Origin of the sequence: Paenibacillus sp. PDC88 (assembly GCF_900106725.1) — a bacterium.
Taxonomy (GTDB): Bacteria; Bacillota; Bacilli; order Paenibacillales; family Paenibacillaceae; genus Paenibacillus; species Paenibacillus shunpengii.
Genome location: NZ_FNNT01000005.1, coordinates 22300 through 37712 on the forward strand (window position 1 = coordinate 22300; position 15413 = coordinate 37712).

The 15413-nt window shown below is 49.0% G+C and carries 12 protein-coding genes; 4 read left to right on the forward strand and 8 right to left on the reverse strand.

Translation table 11 applies throughout. The features are described from left to right. Nucleotides 1-129: 129 nt before the first annotated feature. The 6 genes from BLW49_RS16035 to BLW49_RS16060 all read right to left on the reverse strand — a co-directional run bounded on the left by BLW49_RS16035 (nucleotide 130) and on the right by BLW49_RS16060 (nucleotide 5178). Entirely contained in the window at nucleotides 130-363 is a 234-nt protein-coding gene (locus tag BLW49_RS16035) for a hypothetical protein (protein WP_177178758.1), read from the reverse strand. A 69-nt stretch (nucleotides 364-432) separates the two neighbouring features. Then, nucleotides 433-1296, reverse strand: coding sequence for an inositol monophosphatase family protein (locus BLW49_RS16040; protein ID WP_083656136.1), 864 nt, complete (start codon nucleotides 1294-1296; stop codon nucleotides 433-435). 133 nt (nucleotides 1297-1429) lie between these two features. Further along, on the reverse strand, nucleotides 1430-2425 hold the full coding sequence (gene uvsE, locus BLW49_RS16045; RefSeq protein ID WP_090725558.1) for a UV DNA damage repair endonuclease UvsE: 996 nt from the start codon (nucleotides 2423-2425) through the stop codon (nucleotides 1430-1432). 84 nt (nucleotides 2426-2509) lie between these two features. Beyond that, on the reverse strand, nucleotides 2510-2830 hold the full coding sequence (locus BLW49_RS16050; RefSeq protein WP_076314636.1) for a hypothetical protein: 321 nt from the start codon (nucleotides 2828-2830) through the stop codon (nucleotides 2510-2512). A gap of 106 nt (nucleotides 2831-2936) precedes the next feature. After that, nucleotides 2937-4043 carry a D-alanine--D-alanine ligase gene (locus BLW49_RS16055; protein WP_076314637.1) on the reverse strand — a complete coding sequence of 369 codons (1107 nt, stop codon included), beginning with the start codon at nucleotides 4041-4043 and terminating at the stop codon, nucleotides 2937-2939. 127 nt (nucleotides 4044-4170) lie between these two features. Further along, nucleotides 4171-5178, reverse strand: a complete 1008-nt coding sequence (locus tag BLW49_RS16060) for an amidase domain-containing protein (protein WP_256209783.1) — start codon at nucleotides 5176-5178, stop codon at nucleotides 4171-4173. 301 nt (nucleotides 5179-5479) lie between these two features. Between BLW49_RS16060 and acnA the strand changes: the two genes are divergently transcribed. Then, a complete protein-coding gene (acnA, locus tag BLW49_RS16065; RefSeq protein ID WP_090725561.1) occupies nucleotides 5480-8188 on the forward strand; it encodes an aconitate hydratase AcnA in 2709 nt (902 codons plus the stop codon). A gap of 73 nt (nucleotides 8189-8261) precedes the next feature. Here acnA and BLW49_RS16070 read toward each other — a convergent pair whose 3' ends face one another. After that, complete coding sequence (locus BLW49_RS16070; protein ID WP_090725563.1) at nucleotides 8262-10349, reverse strand: helix-turn-helix domain-containing protein; 2088 nt, start codon at nucleotides 10347-10349, stop codon at nucleotides 8262-8264. A 191-nt stretch (nucleotides 10350-10540) separates the two neighbouring features. Between BLW49_RS16070 and BLW49_RS16075 the strand changes: the two genes are divergently transcribed. Together BLW49_RS16075 and BLW49_RS16080 are read left to right on the forward strand one after the other, a co-directional pair. After that, the gene (locus BLW49_RS16075; RefSeq protein ID WP_076314641.1) at nucleotides 10541-11776 is read left to right on the forward strand and encodes an MFS transporter; all 1236 of its coding nucleotides are present in this window, start codon (nucleotides 10541-10543) and stop codon (nucleotides 11774-11776) included. A 19-nt stretch (nucleotides 11777-11795) separates the two neighbouring features. Beyond that, nucleotides 11796-13226, forward strand: coding sequence for an amidohydrolase (locus BLW49_RS16080; RefSeq protein ID WP_076314642.1), 1431 nt, complete (start codon nucleotides 11796-11798; stop codon nucleotides 13224-13226). Between the two features lie 168 nt (nucleotides 13227-13394). Here BLW49_RS16080 and BLW49_RS16085 read toward each other — a convergent pair whose 3' ends face one another. Then, a complete protein-coding gene (locus BLW49_RS16085) occupies nucleotides 13395-14249 on the reverse strand; it encodes a manganese catalase family protein (RefSeq protein WP_076314643.1) in 855 nt (284 codons plus the stop codon). Between the two features lie 120 nt (nucleotides 14250-14369). Here BLW49_RS16085 and BLW49_RS16090 point away from each other — a divergent pair, with 120 nt between their 5' ends. Continuing rightward, on the forward strand, nucleotides 14370-15407 hold the full coding sequence (locus BLW49_RS16090) for a hypothetical protein (protein WP_076314644.1): 1038 nt from the start codon (nucleotides 14370-14372) through the stop codon (nucleotides 15405-15407). Nucleotides 15408-15413 lie beyond the last annotated feature (6 nt).

Here is a 15413-nt window from a genome sequence, read left to right on the forward strand (position 1 = left end):
CTCATGCCATGTTCCTTATTTTACCACCAAGCGTATAGAGGGAGATACTACTATTTAAAGCTTCACACGAAAAAAGAGATGCCCCTATATCGGGGCATCTCTGCAGTATTAATTAATGAATAGCGGTTATTACTCGGATAAACCGGCTTTCTTCATATAGTCATCATACCGATGATCTACTTCCTTCGCCATGCTGCGGAACTTCTTCGTTTCTTCTACAATCGGATCAAGCTGTGTTTGAATGCGGATTTCGTGCTTCGGAGATATGTTCTGCCGCTCTCTTTCCTTACGGTCTCCAAATTCAGGTTCTCCTTCGGTCAGCATTTCGCTAAGCTGGCGTTCCAGTTCACGTGAATCCTTCACGATCCATCACTCCTTAGTTTTTTACATACATTATTCCACCGCAGAGGAATTTCTTATGCAGAACTGGCATCAGTTTACGCCGGTTGCATTCTCTTCTGTCAGTGTATGAATGAGTTCTTCATGAATTTGGCCATTGCTTGCTGCAATATACCGAACCGCCAAATGATATGGATTGCCCTGCGTATCCGTCACGGTTCCCCCGGATTCTTGAACCAGCAGGGCCCCTGCAGCGATATCCCAAGGATTGAGTCCAATTTCGGTGTATGCGCTGAGTCTGCCTGCTGCCACATATGCAAGGTGAAGTGCAGCCGAGCCCCCTGCTCTCAAATTGCGAACTTTGGGTGCCAGCGCCTTAGCAACACTCATGTTTGCAGGGAGCGCAAATTCGGGATCAGGAGGAAATCCAATTGCTACCAAGCTGTCTGCCAAGCTCTCTTCACGAGAGACCTTCATTCGATCTCCGTGAACATATGCACCTTTCCCCTTCTCAGCTACAAAGAGCTCATCTCGAACAGGATCATAGATTACACCTACGATAACTTCCCCACGATAGGCAAGTGCAATGGATACAGAGAAAAACGGAAAGCCATGCACGAAGTTGGTCGTGCCGTCAACCGGGTCTACGATCCACAAATATTCTTCCTCACGTGCAGCCTCAAGCGCCTTGGCCGATGCTTCAGCTCCCGGCTCAACCCCTTCTTCGCCAAGAATTGCATGATCGGGGAAATGAGTCAGGATCAGTCTGCGAATCATCTGTTCTGCTCCTTTATCCACCTCGGTCACCAAATCCTGAGCTGAATATTTCGTCGTTGTTTTAAAGGCGGAGCCAGCGCGGCTCTTAATCCACTCTCCCGCTTTGGCAGCAGCATTAATTGCAACAGCAGTATAACTCTTACTAGTGACTACATATGGAATCTTCTGATTGTCGTTCAAAGCGATCACACTACTTTCTTTGTATCTTTGCGCTATACTGAATGAACTATAGCTAAGCTTACTATAATAGTAACGTTTAAAACGTGTTCTCGTTACACGTAAAAAGCCCTATTTCACAATATTGTGCATTTCCTTACATACGAATTGTAGCTCCGTCTAATATTTCAATACCTTCCCCCGAGAGCTTCTCGAAATCCTTCATTAAATTGAATAACGCCTCATCCTTGCGTTTCGCTTCAATCATCACATCAATAGCAGGGGTCCGGTCGGCAATATGACGCAAGAAATCAAGCAGCGGCTCCAGCACAACACCATCTGCATGGCTCCGGATATCCTTCTCATTCTTGGGGCTCGATACGTGAATTTTGGGAGGCAGGGCTTCTTCAGGGGAAGAATCCGCCTGGGCATAGATCGTCTTCCATGTCTCCAGAATATCATCCCACAATTCCCAGGATGCTTCTCCGTCGTTATTCACCCATTGATGATGTATGTCGAGCACCATAGGGAGGCTTGTCTTCTTACATACCTCCAGCGTTTCGACCGCTGTGAAGGTCTTATCATCATTCTCAAGCGTGATCCGCTGCAGTAACTCGGGAGGCAGGGCTTCCGCATTGACGATAAATCGTTCTGCTGCCTTCCTCTTGTCCCCGTAAGCACCGCCGATATGAATATTGTTCTTCGCCCGTGCATCCAGTCCCATCGCATCAAGCATCGCCTTATGGTGCATCAGATCACGAATGGAGCTTCTCAGCACTTCCTCCCGTGGTGTACTTAACACCGTGAAATGATCGGGGTGAAACGAAACTCGCATCCCATGTTTTTTCACAAAATCACCAACCTCCTGAAAAGAGGGGGTTAATGCCGCAAATGGATCCCAATCGGCCAAATCTCCATGTGTAGCAAGCGGAATGAGCTTGGATGAGAAGCGATAGACTTTAATATCACTTGCAAGGTTATGCCTCAGCAGCCTGAGGGTGTTATGTAAATTCTCGGTTGCAATGCGTTCGAGCTTGCGGATCGCTGCTTCCCGGTCTTCTATTTTGTTAAAACTCGCCATCGTCATCGTCTTGGACGGTGACGCGTTCGCTACCACCATTGACATGGCTACATATCCGAATCGTACGATCATGGAAGCGTTTCAATCCCTTCGTCATAATAGTACAGTTATACCCTATGTCTACGGATTAAAACCTTCTTGGAACCTTATTAAAGGCTACTGATTCTGCTCTCCAAAAAACATTTCATAAGCAAGCGCAGTCTGAATCCGGGATTCCTCTTCGTTCAGCTTGCGTTCAAGCACCATTTCCACCTCAGTGACCTCTTGTCCTTGAAAATTAATCTCGGCGATACAGCCGACGATCTTCACTATGGCAACCGCGGTATTCTCAGGTGTATAGGCAATGACCTTCTGGCCAGTGGGGAACACCCGGAAGCCCTGCTTCACCATTTTGCCCCGGCCATATTCCAGCAGCTCGTACAGCTCCTGATCGCTCTTGAATTTACAGACTGAATTAAACTCTGTTTGAAACCCCATCATCAATAACCTCCTGTATCCAAAATGATATGTCCACAAGATTCTGTGGACTTCCTGTATATATGAAAAAAGGAGAGCATATCACTCTCCTTTGTGTTCACATCGACTACCGGTTACCATTCTCGTAATTCAGTGCTTGTTTCTGAGCATACCGCTCCAGAGCAAGCTCAATCATCCGATCCAGCAGCGCTTTGTAGGATACACCTGTCTCCCGCCACAGCAACGGATACATGCTGAACGGCGTAAAGCCCGGCATCGTATTTACTTCATTGATAAGGAGTGCTCCGTCAGATCTGCGAATGAAGAAATCTGCACGTGTAATGCCGTTGCCCTCAATGGCACGAAAAGCCTGGAGAGCAGCCTCACGAACACGGTCAGCCTCTTCCTCATCAAGCGGTGCAGGAATCAGCATCTGTGACTGGCCGTCGATATATTTTGCCGCATAATCATAATACTCACTGGAGGATACAATCTCCCCCGGAACAGAAGCGATCGCTTCCTCGTTACCGAGTACGCTGACTTCGACTTCTCTCGCATCTACAAACTCTTCGACGATGACTTTAATATCGTAGCGGAATGCGAATTCAACCGCCTGAACGAGCTCATCGCGATTACGTGCCTTGGAAATACCAACACTGGATCCAAGATTCGCCGGTTTAATAAACATGGGATAGCCCAGCTGGTCCTCCATTCCCACGATGAGATCGTGACTTGAACGCTTCCACTGCACATGATTGAAATACGCAAATTCACATTGCGCAAGACCCGCCTGTGCAAACAGCTTCTTCATCACGACTTTATCCATGCCTGCTGCAGAGGGCAGCACACCAGCACCCACGTAAGGGATATCAGCCATCTCAAACAAGCCTTGAATCGTGCCGTCTTCACCGTTCGTACCGTGCAAGAGCGGGAACATCACATCTAGTTCACCCTCCGTACCATACAGGCGTCCAAACACGGAATTCAGTGCATCTCTTGTATCTTCCGCACTTCCACCGAGCTTAAGCTCATCTATACTGGCAGGAGGCGCAGTGAGTCTGCCGCCCTTAGCCCAGCTTCCCTGCTTCGAAATAAAGAAAGGAATAATTTCATATTTATCAAAATCAAATGCGCTGATGACGGCAAATGCAGTCTGCAATGATACCTCATGCTCTCCTGACTTGCCTCCATAGACCACGCCTATGGTCATCTTGTTGTCTTTACTGTGTACCATGACTTACCTCCGGTTTCTTAACGGTTACAGGTCCAAGGAAGAAAATCATCTAGATTATCGTATCCGCCAAGGCCTACCGAATTATGCCAGTAGTATATTCATCTTAAGGATGAGCGTTACGCTTTTTTTAGGCTCCAAAAGTATCTGCGATATGGAATAACCGGTATGTTGTGTTCTCGGTCCAGGCATAAGAATCCTTGTAATCCCAATAACGATGCCTGCTGCTTACAGTGTTCGCATTCACAAGGGGCATTCCACCCGCATCAAATGCTGTCACAATCGTACTGTGCTGATACCTGCCGTCCCCATTCCAATCATAGAAAATAACATCGCCCAGCTGCAGCTGCTCGGGCCTCTCAACAAGCGTTGCTGTCAGCCCGCTACGATTGCGCGCAAGATAATTCTCCAAACTATCCGACACAGCCCAGCTGTAGCTCCATTGCTCTTGTCCGGAAACGTAACCTTTATACCACCAGCCTGTTTCTCTCCTACCAGTATAGTTGATCGGCGCTCCCCCTGCAAAGAGACATTGCGAGATATAATTGGTGCAGTTCACTTCGAATTCTTCAAACTCCGGATTACCCGAATTCCACCATTGATCTGCATAAGCCACCGCATCTTCTCTCCGGTATCGAACCAGTCTGGCCGGGATACCTGGATACAGCACTTCTCTATTCAGCAGAGGCTTCCTCTGGATACCTGCCTGCTTGGCATTCTCGGCTGCGATCAACGTCTCATAGGCGACCGGCTTTCGCTCCTGTACATCTCTGACCACACGCGATACGACCCAATGATTACCATCCTTGGTGAAGGTCAGCCGTTCTTTCTCGATGCGGTCCTCCCGGTGAGTAATCCCTCCCTTAGAGTAGAATAACCGGCTGTACAGCTGTACATCGGCCACCGCCTCACCCTTCCGATCCGACAGTGTCCGGAGCAGTTTAGCGCTTGTCTCGCAGCGGAGGGGTACGGCCTGACGATCGCGATACCACTCATCCAGCTGCGCTGCCCGCTTGCCTCGTTCGAGCAGGACTGCAAGGTCCGTAATGATATGCTGCTCCTGCGGCTTATAATCAATCTCGCTCCGATTATACTCTTTCACATAAGAATATAAGGTGTTTTTCCATTCTCGCTCCAACGGCCCATGTCCCCTTTCTTCTCCTCCGCCCAGCCTCTCGATCGTATGTTTACCTTCTCTTTTCACTATATGACTAAGTTTATCTTGGTATGTACGGGGCCTATCCAGAGAGAGCTGAAGCATTCTCTTCCCTGCAAAAATAGGCTTCATTACAAGAAAAAAAACTTTACGTTAATGGATGAAAACGGTATACTAAAGTCAAAAGTTCATTTTTGAAATTACGTTTCACAGCGTGAAACTCCATGGACATTGATCGGATAAAATGAACTTCTGGCATACTATTAATCAAGGAGGTACATCCATGTCTCAACAGAATCATTTCTCTGCTGCAAGCTCGCTTGAAGTCGGAGGCAAAACGTACCGCTATTACAGCCTCAAAACGCTCGAAGAGCAAGGACGCGGCGACATTTCCAAGCTGCCTTTCTCCATTAAGGTGCTCCTCGAAGCGGCGATCCGTCAGTTTGATGGACGCGCTATTACTGAAGATCATGTAAGCCAGCTTACAGGCTGGGCAGAAGGCAAAGATAACAACAAAGAAATTCCTTTTATTCCTGCGCGTATTGTACTGCAGGACTTTACTGGCGTTCCGGTGGTCGTTGACCTTGCCGCTATGCGCGATACGGTGAAGAAAGCCGGCGGCGATCCGAAGAAGATCAATCCGCTCGTTCCTGTCGATCTCGTTATTGACCACTCGGTCATGGTCGATGCATTCGGAACAAACAGCGCACTAGACTATAACATCAAAGTAGAGTTTGAGCGCAATGAAGAGCGTTATCGCTTCCTTCGCTGGGCGCAGACTGCTTTTGACAATTTCCGTGCAGTTCCACCTTCTACAGGGATTGTTCACCAGGTTAACCTTGAATATCTCGCTTCCGTAGCTGCAACCAAAGAGATTGACGGTGAAACCGTTGTGTTCCCGGACTCTCTGGTGGGTACGGATTCTCATACAACGATGATCAACGGTCTCGGCGTCGTAGGCTGGGGTGTCGGCGGTATCGAGGCAGAAGCCGGAATGCTTGGACAACCTCTCTACTTCGTAACGCCTGAGGTTATCGGATTCAAGCTGACAGGCAGCCTGGCAGAGGGCTCTACAGCTACTGACCTTGCCCTGACGGTTACCGAAATGCTTCGTAAGAAGGGTGTTGTCGGCAAATTCGTAGAATTCTATGGTCCTGGCCTGTCCAACATCAGCTTGGCTGACCGTGCGACCGTAGCTAACATGGCTCCGGAATACGGTGCAACTGTTGGTTTCTTCCCGGTCGATCAAGAGACGCTGAACTACCTTCGCAATACGGGTCGTTCTGAAGAACAAATCGAGCTGGTTGAAGCATACTACAAAGCCCAAGGCATGTTCCGTACGAACCATACCGAAGATCCAGTCTTTACAGATACCATTGAGCTTGATCTGGCATCCGTTGTACCGAGCCTTGCAGGACCTAAACGTCCTCAAGATCGGATTGAGCTGTCTCATATGAAAGAGAATTGGGAAGGCATTGTCCGCACACCAATCGACAAGGGCGGTTACGGACTAAGCGATGAGAAGATTGCAGAGAAAGTGCCTGTTACCCATCCTGACGGTTCCAAGAGTGAACTGGCTCCAGGCGCAGTTGTAATTGCTGCAATTACGAGCTGTACGAACACTTCTAACCCAAGTGTTATGGTCGGCGCAGGTCTTCTTGCGAAGAAAGCGGTAGAACGCGGACTGACCAAGCCTGGTTATGTGAAGACCTCGCTGACTCCAGGATCTCTTGTTGTTACAGAGTACCTGACCAAGGCAAACCTGCTCGATCCGCTTGAGAAGCTGGGCTTTAACGTTGCCGGCTACGGATGTGCAACTTGTATCGGTAACTCCGGTCCGCTTCCAGATGAAGTGAGTCAGGCGATTGCTGACAACGATTTGACCGTTGCTGCAGTACTATCGGGTAACCGTAACTTCGAAGGCCGTGTTCATGCTCAGGTCAAAGCAAACTACCTGGCTTCTCCGCCGCTGGTTGTTGCTTATGCGCTGGCAGGTACGGTGAACATCGATCTGCAGAACGATCCGATTGGCTATGATCAGAGCAATCAGCCTGTATATCTTAAGGATATCTGGCCGACTTCCGCAGAAATCCAAGAAGCAATTAATGTCTCGCTTAGCGCAGATATGTTCCGGAATAAATACGCGAACGTCTTCACTGCCAATGAACGCTGGAATGCAATTGAAGTTCCAGAAGGCGAATTGTATGAGTGGGATGAGAACTCGACATACATTCAGAACCCGCCGTTCTTTGAAGGACTTGAAGGTGATCTGAACGATATCCAGAACATTCGTGATGCACGCGTGCTTGCGCTGCTTGGCGATTCTGTAACGACCGACCATATCTCGCCTGCAGGTAATATTTCGCCAACCAGCCCGGCTGGTCTGTACCTCAAAGACCATGGTGTAGAACGCAAGGACTTCAACTCCTACGGTTCTCGCCGCGGTAACCATGAAGTTATGATGCGCGGAACATTTGCCAACATCCGTATTCGTAACCAAGTGGCACCAGGCACGGAAGGCGGGGTTACCAAATACCTCCCTACCGATGAAGTCATGTCCATCTACGATGCTTCTATGAAGTATCAGGAGAAAGGCAGAAACCTCATCGTACTGGCTGGTAAAGAGTATGGTACGGGAAGCTCCCGTGACTGGGCAGCCAAAGGTACGCTTCTTCTAGGCGTCAAAGCTGTTATCGCTGAGAGCTTCGAGCGGATTCACCGCAGTAACCTGGTTGGTATGGGCGTACTTCCGCTTCAGTTCAAAGAAGGCTATGGATGGTCCAGCCTTGGATTGAACGGGCGTGAAACGTTTGATATCGTAGGTCTCTCCAACGAGGTCACTCCAGGTGAAGAATTGACTGTAACTGCAACACGCGAGGACGGTACTAAATTTGAGTTCCCTGTTATCGCGCGTCTCGACAGCATGGTTGACGTGGATTACTACCATAATGGCGGTATTCTGCAAACCGTACTTCGTCAGTTGATGAAATAATCGACGTACAAATAGTAAGGCCGTATCCCCTGCCTCTCGGCAGCTGGATACGGCCTTTTTTAATATCACCTGATTAATAGGTCTCACTGAGATGACAAGCAAGATATACCTTGAGCCAATCATCGGGATCGTTTAGACTGACCTGCATCAGCTCCTCAATCTTATGCAGCCGGTGGTACAGCGTATTGATGTGAATATGCAGCACTTCAGCTGCTGCTGAAGCGGAACGATTCGCAGCCATGTAAGCTTTTAACGTGCGCTCCAGATCCTCACCCTGCTGCTTACCCCTTGAATACAGTGGAGACAGCACACTTTCGATATAATGCCCGATCTTTGCAGGCTCCTGATTGAGAAACAATTGGTTCACCCCGATATCCTCATAACGGGTAAGCCCTGTCTTTTGCCTGCGGAGCAGAAAGGATAAGGCATCGAGTGCCTCATCGTTACTTCTGGCCACCTGTTCAAGACCACTGTACAAGCTGCCAATGCCCCCGCTCACGGATTTGCCTGTAGATTTTGCCCATCGCTCGGCAGCTGCTCTCATCCGTTCCACCATTTGCTTTTGCTGAGTGGAATTCAGCGCTGCTGCAATGATCGTTACTTTATCATGGGAGCCAAACAGCAGCTTCTCAGTATGGCCAAGCTCTTTTTCCAAATCGAGTATTAATTTACGCAAAAAAATCTCACGCTGTTTCAGATCTCCGTGCTCTCCCAGAAGATGAAGGACACTAACGAATAGAGGAACGTCCTTAGGCAGTCCAAAATTACTCATCTTGGCCGCTACACGCTCAGGCTCACGAAACTGCACCAGCTCATTAAAAAACTCATGACTCCGTTTGTAATACATTTCCGTGGCAGAATGCGTGTTCATTAGCTGGAGTGCAACGATCGCACCTCCCTGCTCTAGTACAATATGATCGAGCGGCTCCAACGGACGAAGGAGTGGAATCACGAACACACCCAGCAGCACTGGGCCATTCACGACGGGGTACAGGTAATACGCAGGATCTTGACTACCCGGTATCGTGACAGGAGCTTTATTCTCCTCAAACATTTGGAACAAGTCCAGATCGGAGAGCTCATGCTTATCGTCAGCTGCAGGATGCCAGTTGTTCAGCAGCAGGTCAACAAATTGCAGCGGCAGCTTCAGCATAGCAAGCACTTGACCAACCAGCACCTCCACACTTTCCTGGCGAACAGACAGCTTGGTAAATACATTGTGAATATCGCTCCGTTTCACGAGATACTCATTCGCTTCCCGCAGCTCTGAGTACATCCTCGCATTGGATATCGCAATAGCGGCCTGATCTGCAAAGCCCTGAAGATGCAGCAGGTCCTGATCATGAAAAGGCCTCCTGCCATCCTCTAGCTGATGGACCAGCATGACCCCGATCCGATCCCGATTCATCGTGACTGGGACTGCTATGACAGATATTACCTGCACCACGTCTCCGCCAAAAGCGTTAACAAGATAACTCAGCGCATCCTTTGGAACATCATCCATCGCATCCAGGGCCGATCTTGAGGTATATATTTTGCCGATCCCGCTCGTAAATACTTTACCTGTAATCCCCTGGCTGTGCCTTGTCTGAAACTGATAGATTGTATCTTTAATTCCAATGCTCGCCCTGGGCACCAGCCTCTTCTCTGCCTCGTCATACATCATGAAGAAGCCGCAGTCCGCAGTGGGAATGACCTTCAGTGCATTTTGCATAATGTGCAGAAGCAATTCATTCAGGTCAAGGGAAGAGGTCAGTGCCCGGAGCCCCTCAAGCCAGCGTTCGTGATCCAGCTTTTGCTTCGCAAGCCTTCTCGTCAGCAGCTCCATTCTGGTCAGCAGCTCCAGCTGCTCAAGCTCTCTGTCTGTCATTCCACCTTCGGCTTCAATCAGCATCAGCATGTGTCTCTGCTCTGAGGTATCATTCGGTGTAAAATAGATGGATAAGAGTGCAGATTTCTCCACTCGCATGGAACGGCATACCAGCCTCTCCATATGCTGTTGAAGCGGCAATCCCATTGCGCTCTTCTTCACTTTCTCGATCAACCTGTCTGCTCCGTCTGTTCCCAGCCACAGGTATAAGCTTCCATCATTCTCCGTAAGAAACCATGCTCCATACTCTACGTCTCCAAATTTCTTCTCCAAAAACCGGCGCAAATCCACCTTACCCCCCTCCCCACTCGAATTATGTTAGACAATATAACATAGATGAACACCTTTTAACTTAAAATAGATTGTCATTGGAAATTCATACAATTTTCTATATAAAACATTAGTCAAATGAACAATGATTTTCGTTAACTCACATTATAAAATGTTACCATACTTAACACAACCGTTTGGAGCGTGATGCTATGAAAAAAGAACCTAACAGTAAATGGATACTTACCGCCTTATTTGCAGCCTGGATTGTCTCCTATATCGACCGAGGAGTAATTACGCTTGCTCTCAGTCAAATGGGCAAAGACATGAGTCTGGATGCTTCGGCACTCGGAATTGTGCTGAGCAGCTTTTTCGTCGGCTATGCGCTCATGCAGATTCCCGGCGGATGGCTCGCGGACAAGTTCGGTTCACGCAAGGTCATTGTCGTCGCAATCCTGTTCTGGTCCCTCTTCACCGGTTTATCCGGCGCCGCCTGGTCCCTGGCCTCTCTGCTCGTAATTCGTTTCCTCTTCGGAATTGGGGAAGGGGCTTATCCTTCTGCCAGCACCAAAGCCATCTCTGATTATTTTGCCAGAGAAAAACGCACCAAGGCTCAAACGACCATGATGTCCTCCAATGCACTCGGAGGAGCCATCGCTCCTATAATTTGCACACCGCTGCTCCTGTGGTTAGGATGGAGACATACATTTCTCGCCATTTCCCTGCTTGGTGTAGTTCTCGTTATATGGTTCCTATATATCACCCGCGGATCTTCTGTCAAACAAAGTACGGCTTCACCCCAAGCGGAGAAAGGTGTATACAAGGAACTGCTGCGCAATACGACTTTGTGGAGGGTCATGGCGCTCTTCTTCTTCGCCAACATTGCCAGCTGGGGACTCTCTTCGTGGATGCCTACCTATCTCATAGAAGCACAAGGGATTGATCTGAAGGCAGCTGGTCTTGTGTCCGCTATTCCCGCAGTCGTCGCTGCTCTTGGCATGCTCATCAGCGGCCGGATTATCGATCGAATCGGAGCCAAGGTGAAGTATGTGGTCACAAGCTGCCTGTTCATGTATGCTCTATTCTTATTCCTCGTTACACGTGCCGGCGGACTCGCCGAAATTATGCTATGCATGAGTCTTGCCATGGCGTTTGGCTCCTTCACACTGTCCTTTGTGTTCACGCTGCCTCACCGGCTGATGAAGCAAAGAGTCGTCGGTACCGCCTTTGGTATGATCAACTTTGGTGGACAGGCTGCAGGTATCCTCTCTCCCGCTATAATGGGTTTTCTTATCTCAGCTACAAGCTCTTACAACAGTGCTTTTTTATTCCTCACGGCATCCTGCCTTGTCGCTGCAATCATTTCATTAACCATCCCTAAATTGGACAAACAGCCTGACGAGCCTATTACAGATTCATCTGCAGTCGCTTTGACGGCAAGACACTAAATCTTAGGAGGTATAAGGCATGAGCAAATCAAACCTGATTCAAGCCCTTAACGAAAGTGAGCCGCGTTTCACAAAAATGGCTAAGGATATATGGGAGCATCCGGAGGTCGGCTACACGGAATCCTACGCCTCCTCTCTTCAGGCTGGCCTGCTGGAACAGGAAGGCTTTCGAATCACAACTGGCGTGGGTGAAATTCCTACTGCCTTTGTTGCCGAATATGGTCAGGGCAGTCCGGTGATCGGCATCCTCGGCGAGTTTGACGCCCTTCCTGGTCTGTCCCAAACGGTAAGTCCAGATCAGACACCAATTGTTCCCGGCGGACCCGGTCATGGCTGCGGACACAACCTGCTTGGCACAGCGGGAGTAGAAGCGGTCACCGCGCTTAAGCAGCTCATTCACGAAGGAACGCTCCCCGGTACCGTTCGATATTATGGCTGCCCGGCAGAAGAGCTGTTATCCGGCAAGACCTTTATGGCTCGTGACGGCGTGTTCGACGATCTGGACTGTGTGCTCACTTGGCATCCAGGCAGCTCCAACATGGCGGCGAATTACAGCATGCAGGCACTGACTGGTGTGGAGTTCTTCTTCTCGGGTCGTACCGCACACGCCGGAGCTGCCCCTCACCTTGGCCGCAGCGCCCTGGATGCGGTTGAGCTGATGAACGTCGGCGCCAATTACCTTCGTGAGCATGTGCCGGACGGCAGCCGGATTCATTATCAGATTACAAACGGCGGTCAGGCTCCGAATATCGTGCCGGATGCGGCAAGCGTATACTACTTTTTACGCGGAAAAGACCGTGCAGCCGTCGATCATCTGCTCGAGAGACTCATCAAAATCGCTCAAGGTGCAGCATTGATGACAGAAACGAGTGTACGCTCGAATATCAAAGCAGGCTGCTACGATACACTGCCAAATGCCACGTTGAATGATCTTATGCATGCTCAAACCGAAATTGCAGAAGCTATCCGTTTCACTCCGGAAGAAGAGGCCTTCGCCGAACAGCTGCTGAAAAGCGTTCATCCAGACGTCCTTGCAGCCAATGCAGAAGCTGCCCTGCTCTCTGAACAATCTATTCTCCCAACGGAGTTTATTAACAATAAACATGTCTTCGGTATGACGATGGGCGGCTCCTCTGATGTGGGTGATGTGTCCTGGATCACACCGATGGGTCAGATCATGACGACCTGCGCTCCGCTCGGTGTCCAAGTTCACACTTGGCAGGCCACGGCCGCCTTCGGCTCCTCCATTGGAATGAAGGGGATGCATTATGCCGCGAAGCTGATGGCTCTATCCGCCTATGATCTGCTTCTGAATACGAATGGTGTCATTGAGCAGGCCAAAGCTGAATTTAAGGAAAGAGCAAATGGGGTCACTTTCAGAGCCGGAATTCCCGCTGAAGTGAAGCCTCCGGTGCCGGCTCATATCAAAATGACGGTACCGGCAGGCTGACTATAATGCGTATACTAGATATGCGACCAAGTCGGCGCGCGAATCATGTTCATTCTCTAGCCGATTTTGTTCCCATTAGAAAAACTCCAGCTTCCTCGCTTTCAGGCAAGGGGGAAGCTGGAGTTTTTATGTTGGTTCTACTCGTATTTTCATAAGAAAACCAGGCTGTTATGTGTTTAAATCATTAAGACCTGGGGCATGCTCATTTGGCATGTCTGGCAGCATGGGTACCGGATGACCGATTGGAGGAGGTGTTACCTCAAGCTCACCACCATTGCGGCTTGGAGATTTACCACTGAAAATTTCTCCGATCCGGGTATCGTCCAGCCTAAAGTTAAACTGTGCGTTATGAAAGCCCATGTCCACATATTTTCTGCACTCCGGATACTTGTTGATATCATAATTAGGTACCGGGAACAGTTTGCCCCACTCTACACCAAGCGTCTCAAGCGCTTTGGCGAACGCATTCTGATGGGCATTATCCCGCACGATGAGAAAAGCCAAGGTTTCTCTGAACGTCTTATTGGAGCTCATTTCATAAATACGGGATTTTTGCAGAACTCCTGTTGATTCAAGAACCAGATTATCCATAAGGTCAGCTACAAGATTACCATGGTTATATACGTAGTTGCCCATCCATGGATTCCCGGCCGCATCTACGGGCAGAGACCCTTGTGCACCAACAATGTAATGATGCGGATTTGCATGGCGAACAGCCTCATCCAATGGAGCGCCATCTACTCCTGCATTACCCGGCGTCTCTTCGCCTGATCCATTCAGCAGCTGATTAATGGTCGTTTGCACCAGCTCCACATGGCTGATCTCCTCCAGAAATACACCTCGCATCAAATCCCGATACTGGGTCTTATTCCCACGGAAATTACTGCTCTGAAAAAAATACTGCATCATCGTACGCATTTCGCCGAACCGTCCACCCAAAGCTTCTTGCAGTACCTTAGCTGCAGCGGGATCAGGCTTGTCAGGCACGATAATGTTGATAAGATCTTCTTTGTAGAAATACACAGGGAACACCTACTTTATTGGCGAATTTGAAATACATCCTATTTTGTTTCAAGAGCTCCTGTTTTATGCAAAAAGAGGAAGTCACGATATCTTTCTAGAGCACCTGAAAGGAGTGTACAGATGAATATCGGTTCTGCCAGACAAGCAGCAGTAAATTGGGTAACGAGCCACGGAAGTCAATGTCCCGGTTATCTCGGCGCTTATTTCAGCGGCTCTACTGTTCCTCTACCTGACAACGCTATGCTGCCTCCTGCTTCGGATGTTGATATTGTCCTTGTTACTCAAGAAGTACCTTCTATTAAACTCGGGAAATTCCGATATCAAAATGTCTTGCTGGAAGTAACCTATCTGCCGTGGGATCTGTTCGATTCAGTAGAGAAGGTGCTTACAAACTACCATTTGGCCGGAAGCTTTCGCACGAACACGATCATCGCCGATCCTTATTCACGTCTGTATCCGATATACCAGCAGGTATCTCAGCACTATGCTCAAAAGTCATGGGTCGAGAAGCGATGTAAAAACGCCCTTCATAAAATAGAGGCAGGGCTCCAATCCATAGATATGACGCTGCCTCTCTATGATCGAATCACAGCACTTCTCTTCCCGGCTGCCATTACAACACATGTCCTGCTCACCGCTGCACTGCAAAATCCGACGGTCCGTTTACGGTATCTCCGCGTGCGAGAGGTACTCGCCCAGTATAATCAGCTCCCGGTATACACTGAACTACTGCAGCTGCTCGGCTGTGATCAGATGACCGCGGAACAAGTTCGTCAGCATCTTGAACAGCTTGAAATAACCTTTGATACAGCTGCGGATGTATCGTCTACCCCTTTCTTTTTCAGCTCCGATATTACAGTAAGCGCACGACCCATTGTGATCGAGGGAAGCCGCGAGCTTATTGAATCCGGAAATCACCTTGAGGCTGTGTTTTGGATAGCAGCCACTTTTGCCCGATGTCACAAAATTTTGGATGCTGACGCTTCACCGGAGACTAAGCAGTCACTTGCACCTGCCTTCCAGGCGCTGATCAATGATCTAGGCATCGGTACACCTGAGGATTATCTGAATAGGGCAGGGCAAATTCTAAACTACTTGCCTGCACTTTCCAAGACAGCTGATGATATTATCAACGCCCACCCTCAAATATGGAGTTGATTCACA

What these genes read in the sequence shown, in the direction of transcription:
- BLW49_RS16050 (WP_076314636.1), bottom strand. Translation starts at nt 2,830, where the DNA reads ATGGGGTTTCAAACAGAGTTTAATTCAGTCTGTAAATTCAAGAGCGAT.
- uvsE (WP_090725558.1), bottom strand. Translation starts at nt 2,425, where the DNA reads ATGATCGTACGATTCGGATATGTAGCCATGTCAATGGTGGTAGCGAAC.
- BLW49_RS16075 (WP_076314641.1), top strand. Translation starts at nt 10,541, where the DNA reads ATGAAAAAAGAACCTAACAGTAAATGGATACTTACCGCCTTATTTGCA.
- acnA (WP_090725561.1), top strand. Translation starts at nt 5,480, where the DNA reads ATGTCTCAACAGAATCATTTCTCTGCTGCAAGCTCGCTTGAAGTCGGA.
- BLW49_RS16055 (WP_076314637.1), bottom strand. Translation starts at nt 4,043, where the DNA reads ATGGTACACAGTAAAGACAACAAGATGACCATAGGCGTGGTCTATGGA.
- BLW49_RS16080 (WP_076314642.1), top strand. Translation starts at nt 11,796, where the DNA reads ATGAGCAAATCAAACCTGATTCAAGCCCTTAACGAAAGTGAGCCGCGT.
- BLW49_RS16090 (WP_076314644.1), top strand. Translation starts at nt 14,370, where the DNA reads ATGAATATCGGTTCTGCCAGACAAGCAGCAGTAAATTGGGTAACGAGC.